We start from the raw sequence: 17,856 nt of genomic DNA on the forward strand, positions 1-17,856 counted from the left end.
TAAGTAACCTGAATGATTTTGTGTAAAATCAGAATAATTCAGTACCATTGATCAACAAAAGAAGATGTGTCATGGATTTTAAAGCATATGAGCAGGAATTTCAAAAAATTCTGCACGACCCGGCACCTGCACCGCCTTATAACAACGCTGATTACCTGAATTATACAAAGCTGAACTGGTCCAGGCAATCACGCTGGCTGAAGACCGGGAAATTATCGGAAGATATTATTGCCGCGGTGAAAAGCATCACCCAACCGCAGCACTGGATCATTATCACGGAGCCATGGTGCGGAGATGCCTCCCACATCGTGCCGTTCATTCACATGATTGCCGGATTGAATCCGATGATTACAACCGAATATCAGCTGCGCGATTCACCACCGTTCCTGATCAATCAATATCTCACCAATGGTAAATCCAAATCAATACCTAAACTGGTGATACGGGATACCGCAGGAAAAGATTTAGCAGTATGGGGGCCTCGCCCGGCAGGATGCCAAACGTTGTACGACCGCTTAGTACACGAAAAGGCAGATTTCGAACAAATGAAAATTTCATTACAACAATGGTATAATGAAGATAAAGGTGTGAGTATACAATTAGAATTATTACCTTTGCTACATACCTACTAACCCATCATTTTTAAAACAGCGTCACAAGGCTTTTGTGACGCTGTTTTTTTATGTCAGATTTTTTTCTTCAGCCTTTCCTGTAACTGTGCGTAGTAAAGACTTTCAGGCTGCACATGTTTTCCCTGCGATACATTGATACCACCTGGCAACATCGGAAATTTCCCAAACGGACGTGCTTCCTGTCGCTGCTCCCCTATGCAGCCAATCATCCAGTTCATACTTCCAGGAGGCTGCTGATTCAAAAAACTTTTTGCAGTACTGTTCCACACTACCGACCACCCGATGGACCATCCATGACCGGAGCCCATGGAACCGCGATTCATATATTCAATACCACCTCCGGGTACGTGACAGTTATCCACCAGCACCCCCGTAGCCCAGCGCTGATGCGGTTGTATCCAGCCACCACCTTCGAAGGTGCAGTTAAGAATAACAATGGGGCCTGTTACCTTAGCACCGGTGGCGATGTAAAACACATTGCTGCCTTTGATGTAGCAACGCTGTACCAGCAACTGCGGACCGCTGGCATTAATATCCGCCGGCTTAGCTGCCCCGGTAGTTACAGTATCATGATAAATACGGATGCGGTCCAGCGTAATGCGACGCCCTGTGACGCTGACGCTGTTGATCGTATTGTACGCCTGTATATCCTCCGCCCAGGCATCGGTAATGCCACTGATGTGAAAAGCCTGGTGATGGCGGTCGTTGATAGTGCCGGTTTGCGTAGGCGACACGATGCTGAACCCGCCGATGCCGCAGTTCACTATTTCTCCGCTCGTGCTGATGCGTTCAACTACCGCGCTGGTGTACTGTGCATCATAGCTATCGGTAAGCGGCACATCCAGGGAAAGGGTGTTGCCATTAATAGCGGTGATAATGCGGTCGGTGGTGAGCTCTCCGTTTATCCATGTCTGTGGTTTACCGTCGCGCACGAGATCGTGCATGCCCATGAACTGTATCCATTCCGGCGTCACCGGTTTGGTGATACGGATAGTATCTCCCTGGTTAAAAATGGCAGGCTGATCAACCGTTAGCTTATTTGTACCTGCCGGCACATAAGCCATAGTAACCTTAGCGGCTGCACTGGTTTTGGTGTACACCGGCTTTCCTCTAAGGGCCACGGCCACGTGTGCCGGACCTGTAAGTTGTAATACCGTGCCTTTCGGGTTGCTGCCGCTACCTTGGAGTACCACGCCGCTGGTATGCAGTAAAATGGTTTTATCACAGGTATAGGCGCCGGCGGCCAGTAACACGGCGCCGCGGAAACCTTTTACTAACGGTAACGCCGACACGGAATCGATAGCCGCCTGAATGGTGGCAGCGTCATTAGCGTTATCCGGTCGCACGCGGATGCGCACCGGTACATCCGGAATATTCACCCCGCCACCTTTGTAGCCGGCGTAAGAGAAGTCCATGATGCGGTCACCACGCGAAGTAGTATCATATTGCAGTTTACCTTTGGAAGACAGGGATACCCATTCCTGTGCATGTGAAAGTACTGCTACGGATAAGAGAGGCAGTACCATCCACAGTGCCCTGACGGCTGTACGTTTTTTCATAATGGAATTCAAATCAGTAATGCGGATAAAGCTACAGTATTGCCTTAAAACTATCCGTTCAATTACTGATAGGATTTTAGCAGTGCTACCTGATACTAAAAAGGAAACCTACGCCGTACACGTTCTTGATTTCCACGTTCGGATTTTTTGCAAAATATTTCCGGAAGCGGGATACAAATACATCCAGGCTACGGCGTAATACATAATCGTTACTGCCCCAAACGGTGGCCAGTATGTCTTCCCGGTTGAGCACCTTATTGGGATGCTGGAAAAAATACAGCAGCAGGTCATGTTCCCGGGCGGTGAGCTGTATTTCATCCTCATCGGGTACCTGCAGGATGTAAGTATCCTTATTATAAGTGGTATGCCCGATAGCGATCACTTTTTCTTCGACGGCCAGTTTGTTGCTGCGACGTATGATATTATTCATCCGCAGCACCAGTTCTTCGGCATCAAAGGGTTTTACGATGTAATCATCGGCACCCAGTTGCAGTCCTGTAAGGCGGTCCTGCTTTTGGTTTCGGGCTGTAAGAAAAAGAAATGGCAATGCGGGTTGCAGCAATTGCAATTGCTTTGCCAGCGAAAAGCCATCCATGCCGGGGAGGTTTACATCAATCAGCGCGATGTGGAAAGGATGGCCTGCTGCCGATTGCATCGCTGCTATTGCATCCGGGGCCAGCGTTACGGCAAAGTTGCAAAGGGTAAGGTACTGCATCACCATATTACCCAGGTCTGTTTCGTCTTCAATAAGTAATACATTCGTTTTCATGGACAGGAAATTAACGGAATGGTGATCACAAACCGGCTGCCATAGCCGGGTGTGCTGAATACATCGATTTGCCAGTTATGTGCTCTCACGCACTGTTGTACAAAATAAAGGCCTATGCCCAGTCCAGTGATGTTTAAATCATCCGGGGTGCTGGCCCGGTAATATTTCTCAAAAATTTTCTCAATAGTACTTCTGCTCATACCGATGCCATTGTCGGCTACAGACAACATGGCGTTTTTACCCGCTTCTGCTACGGTAATGTGCACTAATTTATGATCCTGGCGGTTATATTTCATCGCATTGTCGATCAGGTTTTGGAGCATCGTGGTAAAGTGAAAGCTATCCGTTTCAATGCAAAGCGGGTGATCTGGCAGGTCGAGGTAAATACTGCGGTGTTGCTGGACCGTATAGTTTGCTACAATATCGCTTACCAGGGTGTTTACATCCTGCACCATTTTTTCGGTGAGGAGTTTATTTTCAACGGTCATCTCCAGCATTTTGCTCACGAGGAGCTGGAGCCGGCGCGACTGCCTTTCAATCACTGCTGCCAGGTTGCTGATTCCCGGATCGGGGACATTTATGTGTTTGAGGTTAAGCGTGGCCATGATAATAGTGGTAAGCGGCGTATTGAGTTCATGCGTGATGTTATCGATAAAATCCGATTTCATTTCCGACAGTCGCTTTTGTTTCTTCCACCGCCTCACCAGGATGACAAACAGGATCACGATGGCCAGCACGGTACACAGCGATGGCAGGATGGTATAACGCATTTGTCCCAGTACGATCGCTCCTCTGTTGGCCGGATCGGCATGCATGGAAAAGCGTACCAGCAAGGTATTAGGCTTGGGGTCACTCACGGCGATGGCGGCAATGATATTATTGTTGGCGGCTTTTTCCATGTTACCTGCCAGCCTGATCCCGATATTGCTTTGCATTCCTGCCGGCAGTAAGGGGCGCATAGTGGAAGGTTTATATAAGGGGAGATATTTTTTCCCGTCAAAAGTAACTGCCAGTTCATGCACCAGTATCGTGTAGGTCATCTGCTCTTTTATTTTAAGGAGATGGCAGATACTATCAAATACCTGGTTGTCCGTAGCGGCTTTATGGAGCTCCAGCAATACACGATAGGATAACGCTGACGCATACTGCGCAAAGGCCGCCGAATCTGTTTTATACAGTTGCTGCAGTCGCGGTAACGCCGTATCCACATGGGCGTGCAGGATATTTTCTCCTCCCGGAAAAAACAGGTCGTTGGCAATAGAGCGGGTATACAATTGGTGTATATCGTACTCTTTTTCCATGGAGTAGCGGTCGTTCAGCAGCTCATAGGTGTTATACAGCAGCAGGAACTGTGTAAATACCAATGCCACAAAGCAGATGACGGCGGTGATGATGTAGATCTTATACTGGTGTCGCATTTGGTTGATATACATATATCTACGAAACAATAATAGCCTGCTTATAAGGCGGCAATATGCAGCTTTTAATCTGTTGGCAAAAGGGCGTTTACATTTCATTTAAGGTTCATTGGCAATTGTTTACATTTCCTTGGATATCTGTTAACAGCTTGTATCACACCGGTTGTGTAATTTAGCCGTCAATTGGAATAAGGACCTATTTTCCTGCTTTAGAAAATCGATTTAGCAGAAAAGAAGATCAGCAATCAGCAAAACTTACATAAGTATATTCATTATCATTCAGATTACCAGATCGGCCAATAAATATCTGATTTTTGGCGTGATTGAACAGATGCCTTCGGCATCCGTTCAATCACGCCCGAGAGAGGGCCATCGGCCCTCTCTCGGGAGAAAAAATAATACTCAATTACCAGATCGGCCAATATATACCTAATTAATGGCGTGATGGATGGACGACCTTGGGCATCTTCCATCACATCTGAAACAGAGCCGAATGGCCCTCTGTCAGGAGAAAAAAACAATACTCGCAATATGAAAGTGCTGTACCTGTAAGAAATAAACCAGACAGTCCCAGACACAACCAATATCAATCGCATATTTAAATTGTAACGTCATGAATAACACATCATGTACCGGGAGGCGGCATGCCCTCTCCCGCGCGGTAACCCTTTGCCTTACCCCGCTGTGCATTACCCTGGCAGCCAGTCAGCTGCATGCCTCACCTGCTGCACCGTGGCCACAAAATGTAACGCAATCAGATACACGTATCAACGGCATCATCAGGGATAAAGCCGGCAAGCCGGTACCCGGTGCTACCATCCGCGTAGCCGGCACCAGCAGGGGCACCACCTCCGGCGCCGATGGCCACTTTACCATCAACGCCAATCCCAAAGGCAGCCTGGAAGTATCCTACATCGGCTTTAAACCGCAGGTAGTATCCATCAACAATTCTGTAGAACTGGAAATTATCCTCGAAGCCAAAGAAGGCAACATGAACGAAGTAGTGGTAGTAGGCTTCGGACAACAAAGAAAAATCAGTCTGGTAGGTGCACAGTCCTCCATAAAAGTGGCTGACCTCAAACAGCCCGTGGCCAACCTCTCCACCGTGCTCGCCGGCAGAATTTCCGGCATCGTGGCCGTACAGCGCAGCGGTGAGCCTGGCCACGACGATGGCGACATATGGATCAGAGGCATCTCTACCTTTACCAGCGGCTCCACTCGCCCACTCGTACTGGTAGATGGGGTGGAACGTGCCCTCTCCAACATCGATCCTCAGGACGTGGAATCCTTCACCATCCTCAAAGATGCCTCCGCCACCGCCGTATATGGTGTTCGCGGCGCCAACGGCGTTATCATCATAAAAACAAGGTCCGGCAAATCAGGCAAACCGAGGATTAACCTCGACTACAATGAAGGGATTACAAAATTTACCAAAGTACCCGACATGGCCGATGGCCTCACCTACATGAAACTGGCTAACGAAGCACTCACCACCAGAGGGTATAATCCAAAATACACGGCCGACTACATAAAAAATACTGAAAACAACAGCGATCCTAACCTCTACCCCAATGTGGACTGGATCGATGCTATCTTCAACAAAACGGGCCGCAACCGCCGCGCCAACCTCAACATCAGCGGCGGCAGCAACAACGCCAAATACTATGTATCCCTCGGATACTACGATGAAAAAGGCCTGTTCAAAACCACCGACCTCGTGAAATACAACCAGGCCATCAAATACCGCCGGTATAACTTCACCAGTAACCTGAACATGCGCGTGACGCCCACCACCACCATCGACCTGGGCCTGCAGGGATACATCTCCAATGGTAACTACCCCGGCGGCGCCACCGCCATCGATGGTAACGGTAACATCAGCATCAGCTCCTCCAATATCTTTGAACAGGCATTGCTGGTACCGCCGGTAGAATACCCCATCCTCTACCCCGGCAACTTCGTGCCAGGCCGCAACCCCAACGGGGACCAACGCAACCCCTATGCCGACGTAACCCGCAGAGGATATACCAACGAATTCAAAAACCAACTCTATTCCAATATCAGGCTCACACAAGACCTTCGCTTCATCATACCAGGCCTCAGCTTTACCAGCATGTTCGCATTTGATGCCTACAATGGTAATGTACTGGCGCGACTCAAACGCGAAGACACCTACGTACCCGATCCCGCCACCCCGTACAAAGCCGACGGCTCCCTCAACCTCGTAAGAACTTACCAGGGAACAAACTACCTCAGCTACAACGCCAACCGCTCCGGCAACCGGCGCTTTTATACAGAATCTTCCCTCAACTACGACAGCGCCTTTGGTAAACACCGCGTAAGCGCATTGCTACTCTATAATCAAAGCGATTACCTCAACCCGTTTGCGGGCGACTTCACCCGCAGCATTCCTTTTCGTACCCGCGGTATAGCCGCCAGGGTTACCTACTCCTGGAACGACCGTTACTTTGTAGAAGGGAATGCCGGCTACAATGGCTCTGAAAACTTTGCACCTTCCCAACGTTATGGCCTGTTTCCCGCCTATGGCCTCGGCTGGGTAGTGTCTAACGAACCATTTTTCAACGGCATAAAAAATACTATTCCCTTTCTCAAGTTCCGTTTCTCTGATGGTAACGTAGGTAGCGGCTTACTCGGCAGCGGCGATAATGCCCGCCGTTTCGCCTACCTCACCCTGCTTAACGAAGGCGCTACCGGCTATACCTTTGGCTCCAACCGCAGCGGCATTACCGGTATCAACGTGAGCGACTACGCCGTAGACGTTACCTGGTCCACCGCCCGCAAAATGGACCTCGGTATGGACCTCCGCCTGTTTAATGAACAGCTGTCACTCACCGTGGACCTGTTCAAAGAACACCGTACCGGCATATTCCTGCAACGCGGCGCCGTACCATCTTTCGTAGGCCTTATCAATAACCCCTGGGGTAACCTTGGCGTAGTCGATAATAAAGGCCTGGACGCCAACCTGGAATACACTGCCAAAATCGGCGATATAGGCATCAGCCTGATGGGCAACTTCACCTACAACAAAGACAAAGTAATTGAAAACGATCAGCCCATCCCTAAATATCCCTGGATGGATAAACGTGGTACCAATATCCTTGCCCGTTATGGCTACGTGGCCGAAGGCCTGTTTACCAGCGACGACGAGATCGCCAAAAGCGCCAAACCGGAAGGCGCAAAAGTACTGCCCGGTGATATACGCTACCGCGACCTCAACGGCGACGGTAAAATTGATGCCTACGATCAGCAGCAGATAGGCCGCGGCGACGTGCCCGCCATCGTTTACGGCTTTGGACTCAACCTCAGCTACAAACAATTCTATATGAGCGCCTTTTTCCAGGGACAGGCCAAAGCAGATGTACAGCTATCCGGCAGAGGTATTATGCCGTTTAACGGCGATGGTGGCGTGAGCAATATCTACGCCATTGCCACCGACAGATGGACACCAGAGAGCCCCCGGCAGGATGTGTTCTATCCACGGCTGGCCTTTGGTCAGGCAGATAATTATAACAACACCCTGCCCAGCAGCTGGTGGGTGAAAGACATGAGCTATATCCGCCTTAAATCAGCCGAACTGGGCTACCTCCTGCCGCAGCAATACCTGCGCAAAGCAGGCATCTCCAGCGGAAAGATTTACCTGACCGGCTTCAACCTCCTTACATTCAGCAATTTCAAACTATGGGATGTGGAAATGAGTACATCTAACGGTGGCGCCTATCCGAATATCACCACCTTCTCTGCCGGCATCAACCTCCAGTTTTAATTACTCAAAAGCGATTATTTTATGAAGAAAATATTTCTGACACTGATCACCGGAGCACTACTGGCCAGCTCCTGCCAGAAAGGCTTCCTGGACCAGGTTCCGGACGACCGCCTTACACTCCAGGAAACATTCAGCCGTAAAAATACCGTCGACAAATTCCTGGCAAACGTATACTCCCGCATACCGGATGAATTCAGCCAGCGCTATGTCAATAACAACAACGCCGGCCCATGGACCGGCGCCAGCGATGAAGCCGAATTTGTTTGGGGCTTCGTCACCTCCAACAGCATGAACATCGGTGGATGGGACCCCACCTCCGGGTTTGTGAAATCATTCTGGTCCAGCTACTACCAGGGTATCAGCAGCGCCAGCTACTTTATCGCCAACATCAATAAGTGCGCGGACTGTGGCGCCAACTACATCAAACAATACGGTGCAGAAGCCAGAGCGCTGCGTGCCATGTACTACTTCTACCTGATGCGCACCTTTGGCCCCGTGGTATTGCTGGGTGAAACTATTCTGCCGCCGGATGCATCCTTCAATGAGATCCAGCGCCCAAGGAACAGTTATGATGAGTGCGTGGCATTTGTGGTATCAGAGCTCGACAAAGCCGCTGCCGACCTCCCTTCCACCAGCATCAGCGATGAGCTGGGCCGCATTAACCGCCCGATAGCACTGGCGTTTAAACAGAAGGTATTGCTATATGCCGCCAGCCCTCAGTTCAATGGTAACGCCGACTATGCCGCACTTAAAAATAAAGATGGTAAACAACTGATCAGCCAGCAGGCAGATCCTGCTAAATGGAAAGCCGCTGCTAATGCAGGAAAAGCCTTCATCGAAGAATTTGTGAAATCAGGACAGTTCAAACTTTATCGTAAAAATGAAGCCAACGGCACTTACAGCCCCTACCTCTCCTGCCGCGATGTGATGCTGGACGACTGGAATCCGGAAGTGATTTATGCACGTGTACCCGGCAACGTTACCTGGCTGCAATACGAGCGTACCCCTTACCATAGCGGTAGCAACGGGGAGGCACGCGGCAGCGGCGGCCTCGGCGCCACGCAGGCAATCGTAGATGCCTACTTCACTGCCAACGGCCGCTCCATCGATGACCCGGCCTCCGGCTATGTGAACAGCGGCTTCTCCTCTACCGCTACTACCTTTGCCCCAGCGGGCACCTATAACCAGTGGGTAAACCGCGAACCCAGGTTCTATGTAGGCATCACCTTCAACGGTAGCATCTGGCAATATACCCGTTACGGTAACATTAAAACCGTTACGGAATACTCCGGTAACTCCGGTAAAAAAGTGGGTGGCAACGACTATACCCCTACCGGTTATATTGTGCGTAAGAATGTGTTTGTAGGTAACGTGAACGCAGGCAACAGAACACTCGTACTCCTGCGCCTGGCCGAAGTATACCTCGACTATATCGAAGCGCTGAATGAAAGCGACCCTACCCATCCTGATATACTTACCTATCTCAATGAAATAAGAAACAGAGCCGGCATACCTGCCTATGGAACGCCCGAACTGCCGGCACCCGCAGGACAGGAAGCCATGCGTATCGCCATCCGCAAGGAAAGACGCGTGGAGCTGGCCTTTGAAAACTCTCGCTACTTCGACGTTCGCCGCTGGAAAATTGCCGAACAAACAGAAGGCGGCCCCGCTATGGGCCTTAACATAGCAGCAGATGGTGCTGCCTTTTACCAGGTAGTACCCTTTGAAACCAGGGTATTCCTGAAAAAACATTATCTGTTCCCTATCCCGCAGTCAGAAGTAGACATAGATAAAGAGATGGTACAAAACACCGGTTGGTAATATTCCCTCATCCATTCACCATAAAACAAATACCATGAACAAAATTCTATCGGGAGCACTGCTGGCATGGCTGCTCGGCAGTACAGGTACAGCACTTGCACAGTCCGACATCACCAATTTTTCCGGTGGCATTATTACGGACAAGTACAGTGTAACAGGCGTGGAAGGCATTGCCAAACTCACGGACAATGACGTCTACAGCAAATACCTCACCTTCAATGCCACCACCTGGGTACGCTATCAATCGCCCGTATCCTCGGTGGTAACCTCCTATGCAGTCACCTCTGCCAACGATGCCGTTACCCGTGACCCTAAAAACTGGACCTTTGAAGGCTCCAACGATGGCACCAACTGGACTATACTGCACACCGTTACCAACGCGGTTTTCATTAATCGCTGGCAACGCCTGAAGTACAATTTTTCTAACAGCACCGCCTACACGTACTTTCGGTTAAACATTACGGCAAACAGCGGCGCCACCATTGTGCAGCTGGCAGAATGGGAAATTTTCGGTACCGGCTCCGGTGCTCCGGCAATTCCTGCCGGACCTTCCGCACTTAGCGGCACCGGCGTTTCCGGCAACCAGATCATCCTGAACTGGACGGATAACTCCAGCACAGAAACGGCGATACGCATAGAGCGCTCTACCAACAACAGCACCTGGAGCCTGTTGCGCGTAGCACCTGCCAACACCACGCAGCTGCGCGACACCGGCCTCAACGGAGGCAGCTATTACTACCGCGTACGAGCGGAAAACAGTAGTGGTAACTCCGCCTACACCACCAGCGCACAAATTACCGCTCCTGCGAACGACTTCCCGCTAACCTGGCAGGAGCACTGGTTTGAACATAACCAGGTGGTAACCAGGAAATATTCCGACAGCGACGTAGGCATCTACTTCGACAATGATATGAACACCAGTATCAACTGGATGGATACCACTGTATCCAAAGCATGGAAGTATACCAAACAGGTGTACGGCGGCTTCAGCGATAAACGATTGTATGCAGTGTTTCACCAGAACAAGTATGGTGGCGGTAGTCCGGCTACCTATATAGATGCGGACAGGGATTATCGCAACGCCATCTGCCTGGGATCCAACAATTCCTGGACCTCCAATACCGGCTGGAACCTGGATGCCACTATTCATGAGATAGGCCACATTGTGGAGGGAGCTGCCTTTGGCGTAAAAAACTCACCAGCATTCCCCATCTGGGGCGATAGTAAATGGTGCGTGATTTACCAGTACGACCTCTACTACAACCTGGGCTGGACCGCTGATGCTACCCGCTGGTATAACTCGGCGATGGCCACTACCGATACCTACCCCAGAGCTAATACCAACTGGTTCCGAGACTGGTTTTATCCTATCTGGAATAACTACGGTCATAGCACGGCGCTGAAAAACTATTTCCAGTTACTGTCGCAGTACTTTATCAAACGCAATGACATCTATAGCCGCAACTTAAACTTTGGTGAATTTGTGCACTTCTGGAGCGGAGCAGCAGGGGTAAACCTGAAATCGCAGGCTACGACCGCTTTTGGTTGGACAACTGACTATGAAGCACAGTTTAACCAGGCCCGCATCGATTATCCATTTACGTATCCGGATATGCTGGCAGCGGATGTTACAGCGTTACAGCAGCTGGCTACCGACAGCAGCGCTTACATCTCCCTGCAAAAACCTGCCTATACTACTGATAAAGCAGCGATGACCGGAGATATTAAAGTATGGCCCAATCCAACAGAGAATAAACGCATCACCATAGGCCTGGACGCTAAGAACGGTATTGTGCCGGCACAGATTTACAATGCACAGGGGCACTGTGTTTACTTCGGTAATCTGCAAGGGCAAACCACGATTAATTTATCCAATCAGCCTGCAGGAACTTACTTCATTGTACTCCTCATAAGCAAAAGCAAAATCGCCAGGAAGATAATTTTACAATAGGCGATATCATCTCAGAAATGAAAAACCGGCTGCACCTTTGTGCAACCGGCTTTTTTTTATTGTTTGATCAATCGCAGACTTTCCGTTTGCTGATGCATTAGCAGTCGCACTACATAACTGCCTGCCTGCAAACTTGCTACCGGCAATGGTAACTGGTGCCGGCCTGCCGGCATCACCTTGTGCTGCACGGTGCGGAGTAACACCCCATTGGCACCATAGATGCCTACCCAAACCAGTCCCTGTTCAGGATTGGTATAATTCAAGGTGGCACTGGATGCTGCCGGGTTGGGGTAAATGCTTGCATTGATACCATCGGTACTGAGCTTAGCCAGTGAAGCTCCGCAGGAGCCGGCAGACACGCCCGCACCGCTCACTTCCATCCAGTCGATAATCGCAAACTCAGTTGCTTCCGTCGTTTCCAGGCGGATGGTATTATTGCCTGCTGCCAACGTAACGTTGATAGTACCGGTGGTACTCCAGGCCGTCCAACTGCTGGTTTTAGGGAACTGTACATTACTGTTTATCACCGTTCCGTTTACCAGTACTCTAGCCGTGGTAGAAACGGTGCTGCCGCCATTGGAATAACCCCATTGCAGGGTGTAGGTGCCCGCAGCACTGACATTTACGGCATAGTTTACTCCTTTGGAGGCGGAGTTGGACAAATTGATATAATAACCACCATAGGCACCTGAATAAGAATTTTGCCGGCTGCCATCCGCACTGCAATAACCACCGGCAGCAGCAGCGGCATCATCAATGCGCAGCGTGGAAGTAGCACCGGAGGCCGTGAAGGCAGCAGTCACCGTTATATTGCTATTGATAGTAACAGTTGTGGTAGCAGCCGTACCGGAAGCGCCACCACTCCATCCCGTGAAGGTATAGCCTGATGCCGGTGTAGCCGTTAACGTTACAACTGTACCTGCTGCATAGGTAGAAGTATTAGGGCTGCTGCTTACGCTGCCACTACCTGATGGTGTTACATTAGTGGTAAGCGTGTAGGTGGTACCGGTAGCACCTCCGCCGGACTCGCGGGCCCCCAGGTCGGGCGCGGCGCCGCTGTAGGTAATGCCGGTGGCAGTTACGCCGGCATCAATCATATCACTGCCACTGGCCAGTGCAAACAGGTTGCCCAGCTGCGGGGTGCCGTCGGAGGCGCGGGTAACGCTGCCGGATACACTCTGGAAGTCGGCCGCACTGATCGTTAGTCCGCCGCTGTTAGTGCTTACATTATTTTTCCACCAAACATTCGTGTTGCCTACCTGTGTGCCATTGGTATTATCGCTGGAACCAGCACTTAAAGAAATATTATTTCTGAAAGTAGCCGTACTACCGGTGCGGAAATTGTAATTGGATTGCGCGTTGTTGTAACTGGTGTTGTTGGTAACTTCAATATTACCGGGGTTATCGTTATCGGTAAAGCCGTGGTGACCGTTACCGAAAGCAATGCATCGGCGTACGATGTGATTCACCGCAATACCGGAGCCACCCAGTTTAAAGCCGTTTTTATCACCACTGCCGGAAGTGCCGCCGGTAGTAAGGGCGCCATTACTGTAAGCAATACAGCCTTCCAGCGTTACAGGGCCAATGGGGCCTGTTTCATCTTTGGCATAAAAATCCCAGCCATCATCGATATTATGGTGGGAGATGCAATTACGAAAGATGTTACCGGTACCGCAGGTAAGTTTGGCGGCAAAGCCATCGGCATTTTCGTTGCCGGGGTCCTGGTTGTCGAATGCTTCGCAATTTAAGATGAGGTTGTTGCTCGGCCAGGTGCTCAACGTGGTGTTAGTGGTTTTGTAGCGACTCAGCTGCAACCCTGTATCCTTATTTTTTTTGAAGATACAGTTGGTGATGTTGTTGTTGTTACCGGAAAGCAACATCCCATTATCTCCTGCACCCGTGATGGTGATGCCGGTAACATTCCAATAGTCGCCATCCAGCACCAGTCCGCGATTGGCGTCAGCAGTAGCCATGGAGCTGAAGTCCAGCACCGGCACTTCGCCACTGTAGGCAACAATGCTTTTACGGGCGGAAGAGGTACCGTTGTTTGTGTCGGGTATCACCACCGTGGCGGAAATACTATAGGTACCACCGCGGAGGTAGATGGTGCCGCCGGCGCCAATTGTGGCAATGGCATTTACAAGGGTGGTGGGAGCGCTGATGGAAGTGCCCGGGTTAGCGGCACTGCCAGACGGTGATACATATAGCACCGTCTGCGCATTTGCCAGGCAGGTTAACAGCAGGCAAATAACTGCGAGTAAACAATTTTTCATAACGTAAGATTTACTCAGAAATTAAGAAACTTATCAGGTGCTTTCCAACACCTGATAAGCATTTATTTACGCAATCGTAATCGGGAACGATTGCGTAAAACTAACTAGTAAATCGTACTGAAAAGGAGCTGCAGCGCTCTTATCGTTTAGCCGTTTGCGTGATATCTCCCAATAACCTTATTTCTGCGATCTTACCCATATTTAATTTACGGGCAGCCGTGATCTGCACCTTTACCTGACCGGTATTTTCAGGGATGGTCAGCTGCACCTGGTGCAGGGTGGGTGTTTCTTCTTTTTCTGTGGTTACTTCTTTAACCGGCTTACCATTGATGGTGATGGTGAAAGCATTTTCCTTCTCATCACTTAAATACTTCACCAGCAAGGTTTTTGCCTGTTGATTTTTATTATTGAGCACTACGGTGAACCATCCTTTGCCGTGGCGGTAGTGTTGCCATTCGTACAAGCCCTGTTCCGTATTTTCCGATTGTAACAGGTGATCGGATTCCGGCTGTTGTTCACCGAGGTGAATTACATCCAGGGTGGCGGCTTCAATAGCTTCTTTGGCGGCGGCTTTCACGGCCAGCGTTTGTTGCAGTTTATTGATATCCTGCTGGTTGCCGTAAGGCCAGTACATGACATAGCGGTTGTCGTGCACCTGGAAGAAAGGTTTGAGCACCAGTTGCTTATAAGCGGGTTGCCATATGAGGTTGCCGGCGGTAAATTCCATGGGGTGCGAGGCAGGTTGTAGTTCCACGGTGGTAGTTTCCGTCATGAGCATGGGCGCATCTTCCAGTGGTTGCAGCTTACCGTTGGCAATATGTCCCCAGCGGCTGCCATCGGAGGTGGTATTTACCTGTGCCGAATCAGCTGCGGCCAGTACAATGGGGCCATGTACCAGGGCGGCCCAGCGGCTGCCGTCAGGCAAGGGTTCCAGGCGCGTATGCATGGGCAGGGCCATGGTTACCTGGTCATTATTTTTCCAATTTCTTTTTATAGAGAGATAACCATCTTCACCCAGGGTAGCTGTTACAGGCCGGTTGTTTATTTGCACCTCGGGCTGCTCACTCAGCCACGATGGCTTCCGGATTTTCAGCGTGAACGCCTGAGGTTTGGCGACTTTAACTATGAGCTGTGTTTTGGGTTCAAATGGGAAATTGGTTTGTTGCGTCAGTTGAATCCCTTTCTCCTTCCACTTCACATCTGATGCTATAAACAGGTTGACATATATATTCGTAGCATCGTGCGCGTAGATCAGCTCGCCATACTTCGCGTGATTTTCCAGCCCGGTGCCTACGCAGCACCAGAAGCAGTCCTGGCTGCTGGAATGCACGCGGTAATGCATGGGCCTTATGGGCGTGAAATATACAAAGCCCCCGTCGGGATGCTCGGAGGATAATATATGGTTATACAAGGTGCGCTCATAATAGTCCATGTAGCTGCTTTGCGGCTTTTGCAGGAACAACATTTTAGTGAGCTTAAGCATATTGTAGCTGTTGCAGGTTTCAGGGCCTTCCCTGCTTTCCAGCACCGTCATAAAATTATTCACGGGATTAAAGTGTTCACGCACACTGTTGCCGCCAAAGGCTACGCTGCGTTTATCCACCACCGTATGCCAGAAGAACGCCGCTGCGTCGGACATGGCGGTATCGCCTGCTACCATTCCTATCTCCATAAACCCAACTACTTTTGGTATTTGTGTGTTGGCATGCAGGCCCGTGAGCTTATCAGTATGATTATGCAGCGGTTCATAAATGGCTTCATGGGAAAAGCGCCGCGCCAGGTGCAGGTACTGCTGATTGCCGGTGATCTGGGCCATGGCGGCAAATACTTCATTCATACCCCCATGCTCTACCTGCAGCATCTCCTGCATTTGTGCATCCGACAGTTTGGCCGTCAGCTGTAAGGCCCAATTGCACATACCGGTGAGCATACGCAGCGCCTGCGCTGATCCTGTAATGCGGTAGGCATCCAGCAGCCCGCTATAGGTTTTATGTACGTTATACCAGGGCACCCATCTTTTCTTTACCTCGGCCACATTGCCTTTGGCTACTTCGTCCCATACCACTTTGCCGTTGGGAACACCGCCGATATAACCGTTTTTGTTAGCCCGCTGGCACTCCTCCAGCTGGTCCAGCATGTACTGCAATTTTTTGTGATACACTTCATTGCCGGTGCTGCCGTACATCAGCGCCAGGGCCGACAGGTAATGCCCGCCAATATGCCCGTCCAGGCCATCTTTTTCCCAGTTGCCGTAGCTTTCTTTTTTGGGTGGGAGGCCGGCCTCCCGGAGGAAGGGCGCCAGCAGGCGGTCAGCATCCAGTGAAAGGATGTACTTTTCATCAGTACGGCGTGCATCCAGGAAAGGGCCATTGGTGATATGTACCGCATTCAGTGGAAAAGCCACTGCTTTGGGCGCTTGCGCATAGGTGGTAGTGCTGTAATGGACAGCAGCTATGATCAGTATCTTTTTCATACAGCGTGGAAATAATTGTCAATTTAACAATTGTTATGGAAAGATGCAAATGAAGGAATAAATGACATAATTATTGCTATTCGATACCATTATTGATGCGCGAAGTAGAGACGCCTCGCAGGCGTCTATTCGAGGAAATCTACCTCCCAATCTCCGCTATTGGTGTTTTATTTATTTTAGCGAAGATTATGTTTTGATAGACGCCTGCCAGGCGTCTCTACACAAGTCTTTACCAATGCTCCACCTGAAATATTAACGTTATTTATACGCGAAGTAGAGACGCCTCGCAGGCGTCTATTCGAGGAAATCTACCTCCCAATCTCCGCTATTGGTATTATATTTATTTTGGCGAAGATTATGTTTTGATAGACGCCTGCCAGGCGTCTCTACACAAGTCTTTACCAATGCTCCACCTGAAATATTAACGTTATTTATACGCGAAGTAGAGACGCCTCGCAGGCGTCTATTCGAGGAAATCTACCTCCCAATCTCCGCTATTGATGTTTTATTTATTTTAGCGAAGATCATGTTTTGATAGACGCCTGCCAGGCGTCTCTACACAAGTCTTTACCAATGCTCCACCTGAAATATTAACGTTATTTATACGCGAAGTAGAGACGCCTCGCAGGCGTCTATTCGAGGAAATCTACCTCCCAATCTCCGCTATTGGTGTTTTATTTATTTTAGCGAAGATGATGTTTTGATAGACGCCTGCCAGGCGTCTCTACACAAGTCTTTACCACTGCCCCAACTGAAATATTAACGTTATTTATACGCGAAGTAGAGACGCCTCGCAGGCGTCTATTCGAGGAAATCTACCTCCCAATCTCCGCTATTGGTATTATATTTATTTTGGCGAAGATTATGTTTTGATAGACGCCTGCCAGGCGTCTCTACACAAGTCTTTACCACTGCTCCACCTGAAATATTAACGTTATTTATACGCGAAGTAGAGACGCCTCGCAGGCGTCTATTCGAGGAAATCTACCTCCCAATCTCCGCTATTGATGTTTTATTTATTTTAGCGAAGATCATGTTTTGATAGACGCCTGCCAGGCGTCTCTACACAAGTCTTTACCACTGCTCCACCTGAAATATTAACGTTATTTATACGCGAAGTAGAGACGCCTCGCAGGCGTCTATTCGAGGAAATCTACCTCCCAATCTCCGCTATTG

The 17,856-nt window shown here is 49.8% G+C and carries 9 protein-coding genes; 4 read left to right on the forward strand and 5 right to left on the reverse strand.

Features of this window, described 5'->3' with window-relative positions; genetic code table 11:
* Positions 1 to 71: 71 nt before the first annotated feature.
* The gene (locus BUB18_RS26275; protein ID WP_073086881.1) at positions 72 to 632 is read left to right on the forward strand and encodes a thioredoxin family protein; all 561 of its coding nucleotides are present in this window, start codon (positions 72 to 74) and stop codon (positions 630 to 632) included.
* A gap of 53 nt (positions 633 to 685) precedes the next feature.
* Here the strand turns inward: BUB18_RS26275 and BUB18_RS26280 are convergent, their stop codons facing one another.
* The 3 genes from BUB18_RS26280 to BUB18_RS26290 all read right to left on the reverse strand — a co-directional run bounded on the left by BUB18_RS26280 (position 686) and on the right by BUB18_RS26290 (position 4,378).
* The gene (locus tag BUB18_RS26280) at positions 686 to 2,191 is read right to left on the reverse strand and encodes a hypothetical protein (RefSeq protein ID WP_073086883.1); all 1,506 of its coding nucleotides are present in this window, start codon (positions 2,189 to 2,191) and stop codon (positions 686 to 688) included.
* An 85-nt stretch (positions 2,192 to 2,276) separates the two neighbouring features.
* Positions 2,277 to 2,960 carry a response regulator transcription factor gene (locus BUB18_RS26285; RefSeq protein WP_073086885.1) on the reverse strand — a complete coding sequence of 228 codons (684 nt, stop codon included), beginning with the start codon at positions 2,958 to 2,960 and terminating at the stop codon, positions 2,277 to 2,279.
* The gene (locus BUB18_RS26290; RefSeq protein ID WP_178372217.1) at positions 2,957 to 4,378 is read right to left on the reverse strand and encodes a sensor histidine kinase; all 1,422 of its coding nucleotides are present in this window, start codon (positions 4,376 to 4,378) and stop codon (positions 2,957 to 2,959) included. Before BUB18_RS26290 ends, BUB18_RS26285 begins: the two co-directional genes overlap by 4 nt.
* Positions 4,379 to 4,991: 613 nt before the next feature.
* Here BUB18_RS26290 and BUB18_RS26295 point away from each other — a divergent pair.
* The 3 genes from BUB18_RS26295 to BUB18_RS26305 are packed head-to-tail and all read left to right on the forward strand — an operon-like array spanning position 4,992 to position 11,934.
* On the forward strand, positions 4,992 to 8,162 hold the full coding sequence (locus BUB18_RS26295) for a SusC/RagA family TonB-linked outer membrane protein (protein WP_073086889.1): 3,171 nt from the start codon (positions 4,992 to 4,994) through the stop codon (positions 8,160 to 8,162).
* Positions 8,163 to 8,183: 21 nt separating this feature from the next.
* Positions 8,184 to 9,983, forward strand: coding sequence for a RagB/SusD family nutrient uptake outer membrane protein (locus BUB18_RS26300; protein ID WP_073086891.1), 1,800 nt, complete (start codon positions 8,184 to 8,186; stop codon positions 9,981 to 9,983).
* A 34-nt stretch (positions 9,984 to 10,017) separates the two neighbouring features.
* Positions 10,018 to 11,934, forward strand: a complete 1,917-nt coding sequence (locus tag BUB18_RS26305) for a T9SS type A sorting domain-containing protein (RefSeq protein WP_073086893.1) — start codon at positions 10,018 to 10,020, stop codon at positions 11,932 to 11,934.
* A gap of 56 nt (positions 11,935 to 11,990) precedes the next feature.
* Here BUB18_RS26305 and BUB18_RS26310 read toward each other — a convergent pair whose 3' ends face one another.
* On the reverse strand, positions 11,991 to 14,207 hold the full coding sequence (locus tag BUB18_RS26310) for an InlB B-repeat-containing protein (protein WP_073086895.1): 2,217 nt from the start codon (positions 14,205 to 14,207) through the stop codon (positions 11,991 to 11,993).
* Positions 14,208 to 14,346: 139 nt separating this feature from the next.
* Positions 14,347 to 16,680 (reverse strand): glycoside hydrolase family 127 protein, encoded by a 2,334-nt coding sequence (locus BUB18_RS26315; protein ID WP_073086897.1) that lies wholly within the window; start codon positions 16,678 to 16,680, stop codon positions 14,347 to 14,349.
* Positions 16,681 to 17,856 lie beyond the last annotated feature (1,176 nt).

It is taken from the genome of Chitinophaga jiangningensis (assembly GCF_900142605.1).
GTDB classification, from domain to species: domain Bacteria; phylum Bacteroidota; class Bacteroidia; order Chitinophagales; family Chitinophagaceae; genus Chitinophaga; species Chitinophaga jiangningensis.

Bases quoted from the DNA above. Each gene is read 5' to 3' on its own strand.
- BUB18_RS26285 (WP_073086885.1), bottom strand. From the start codon at position 2,960: ATGAAAACGAATGTATTACTTATTGAAGACGAAACAGACCTGGGTAAT.
- BUB18_RS26300 (WP_073086891.1), top strand. From the start codon at position 8,184: ATGAAGAAAATATTTCTGACACTGATCACCGGAGCACTACTGGCCAGC.
- BUB18_RS26305 (WP_073086893.1), top strand. From the start codon at position 10,018: ATGAACAAAATTCTATCGGGAGCACTGCTGGCATGGCTGCTCGGCAGT.
- BUB18_RS26315 (WP_073086897.1), bottom strand. From the start codon at position 16,680: ATGAAAAAGATACTGATCATAGCTGCTGTCCATTACAGCACTACCACC.
- BUB18_RS26310 (WP_073086895.1), bottom strand. From the start codon at position 14,207: ATGAAAAATTGTTTACTCGCAGTTATTTGCCTGCTGTTAACCTGCCTG.
- BUB18_RS26280 (WP_073086883.1), bottom strand. From the start codon at position 2,191: ATGAAAAAACGTACAGCCGTCAGGGCACTGTGGATGGTACTGCCTCTC.
- BUB18_RS26295 (WP_073086889.1), top strand. From the start codon at position 4,992: ATGAATAACACATCATGTACCGGGAGGCGGCATGCCCTCTCCCGCGCG.
- BUB18_RS26290 (WP_178372217.1), bottom strand. From the start codon at position 4,378: ATGCGACACCAGTATAAGATCTACATCATCACCGCCGTCATCTGCTTT.
- BUB18_RS26275 (WP_073086881.1), top strand. From the start codon at position 72: ATGGATTTTAAAGCATATGAGCAGGAATTTCAAAAAATTCTGCACGAC.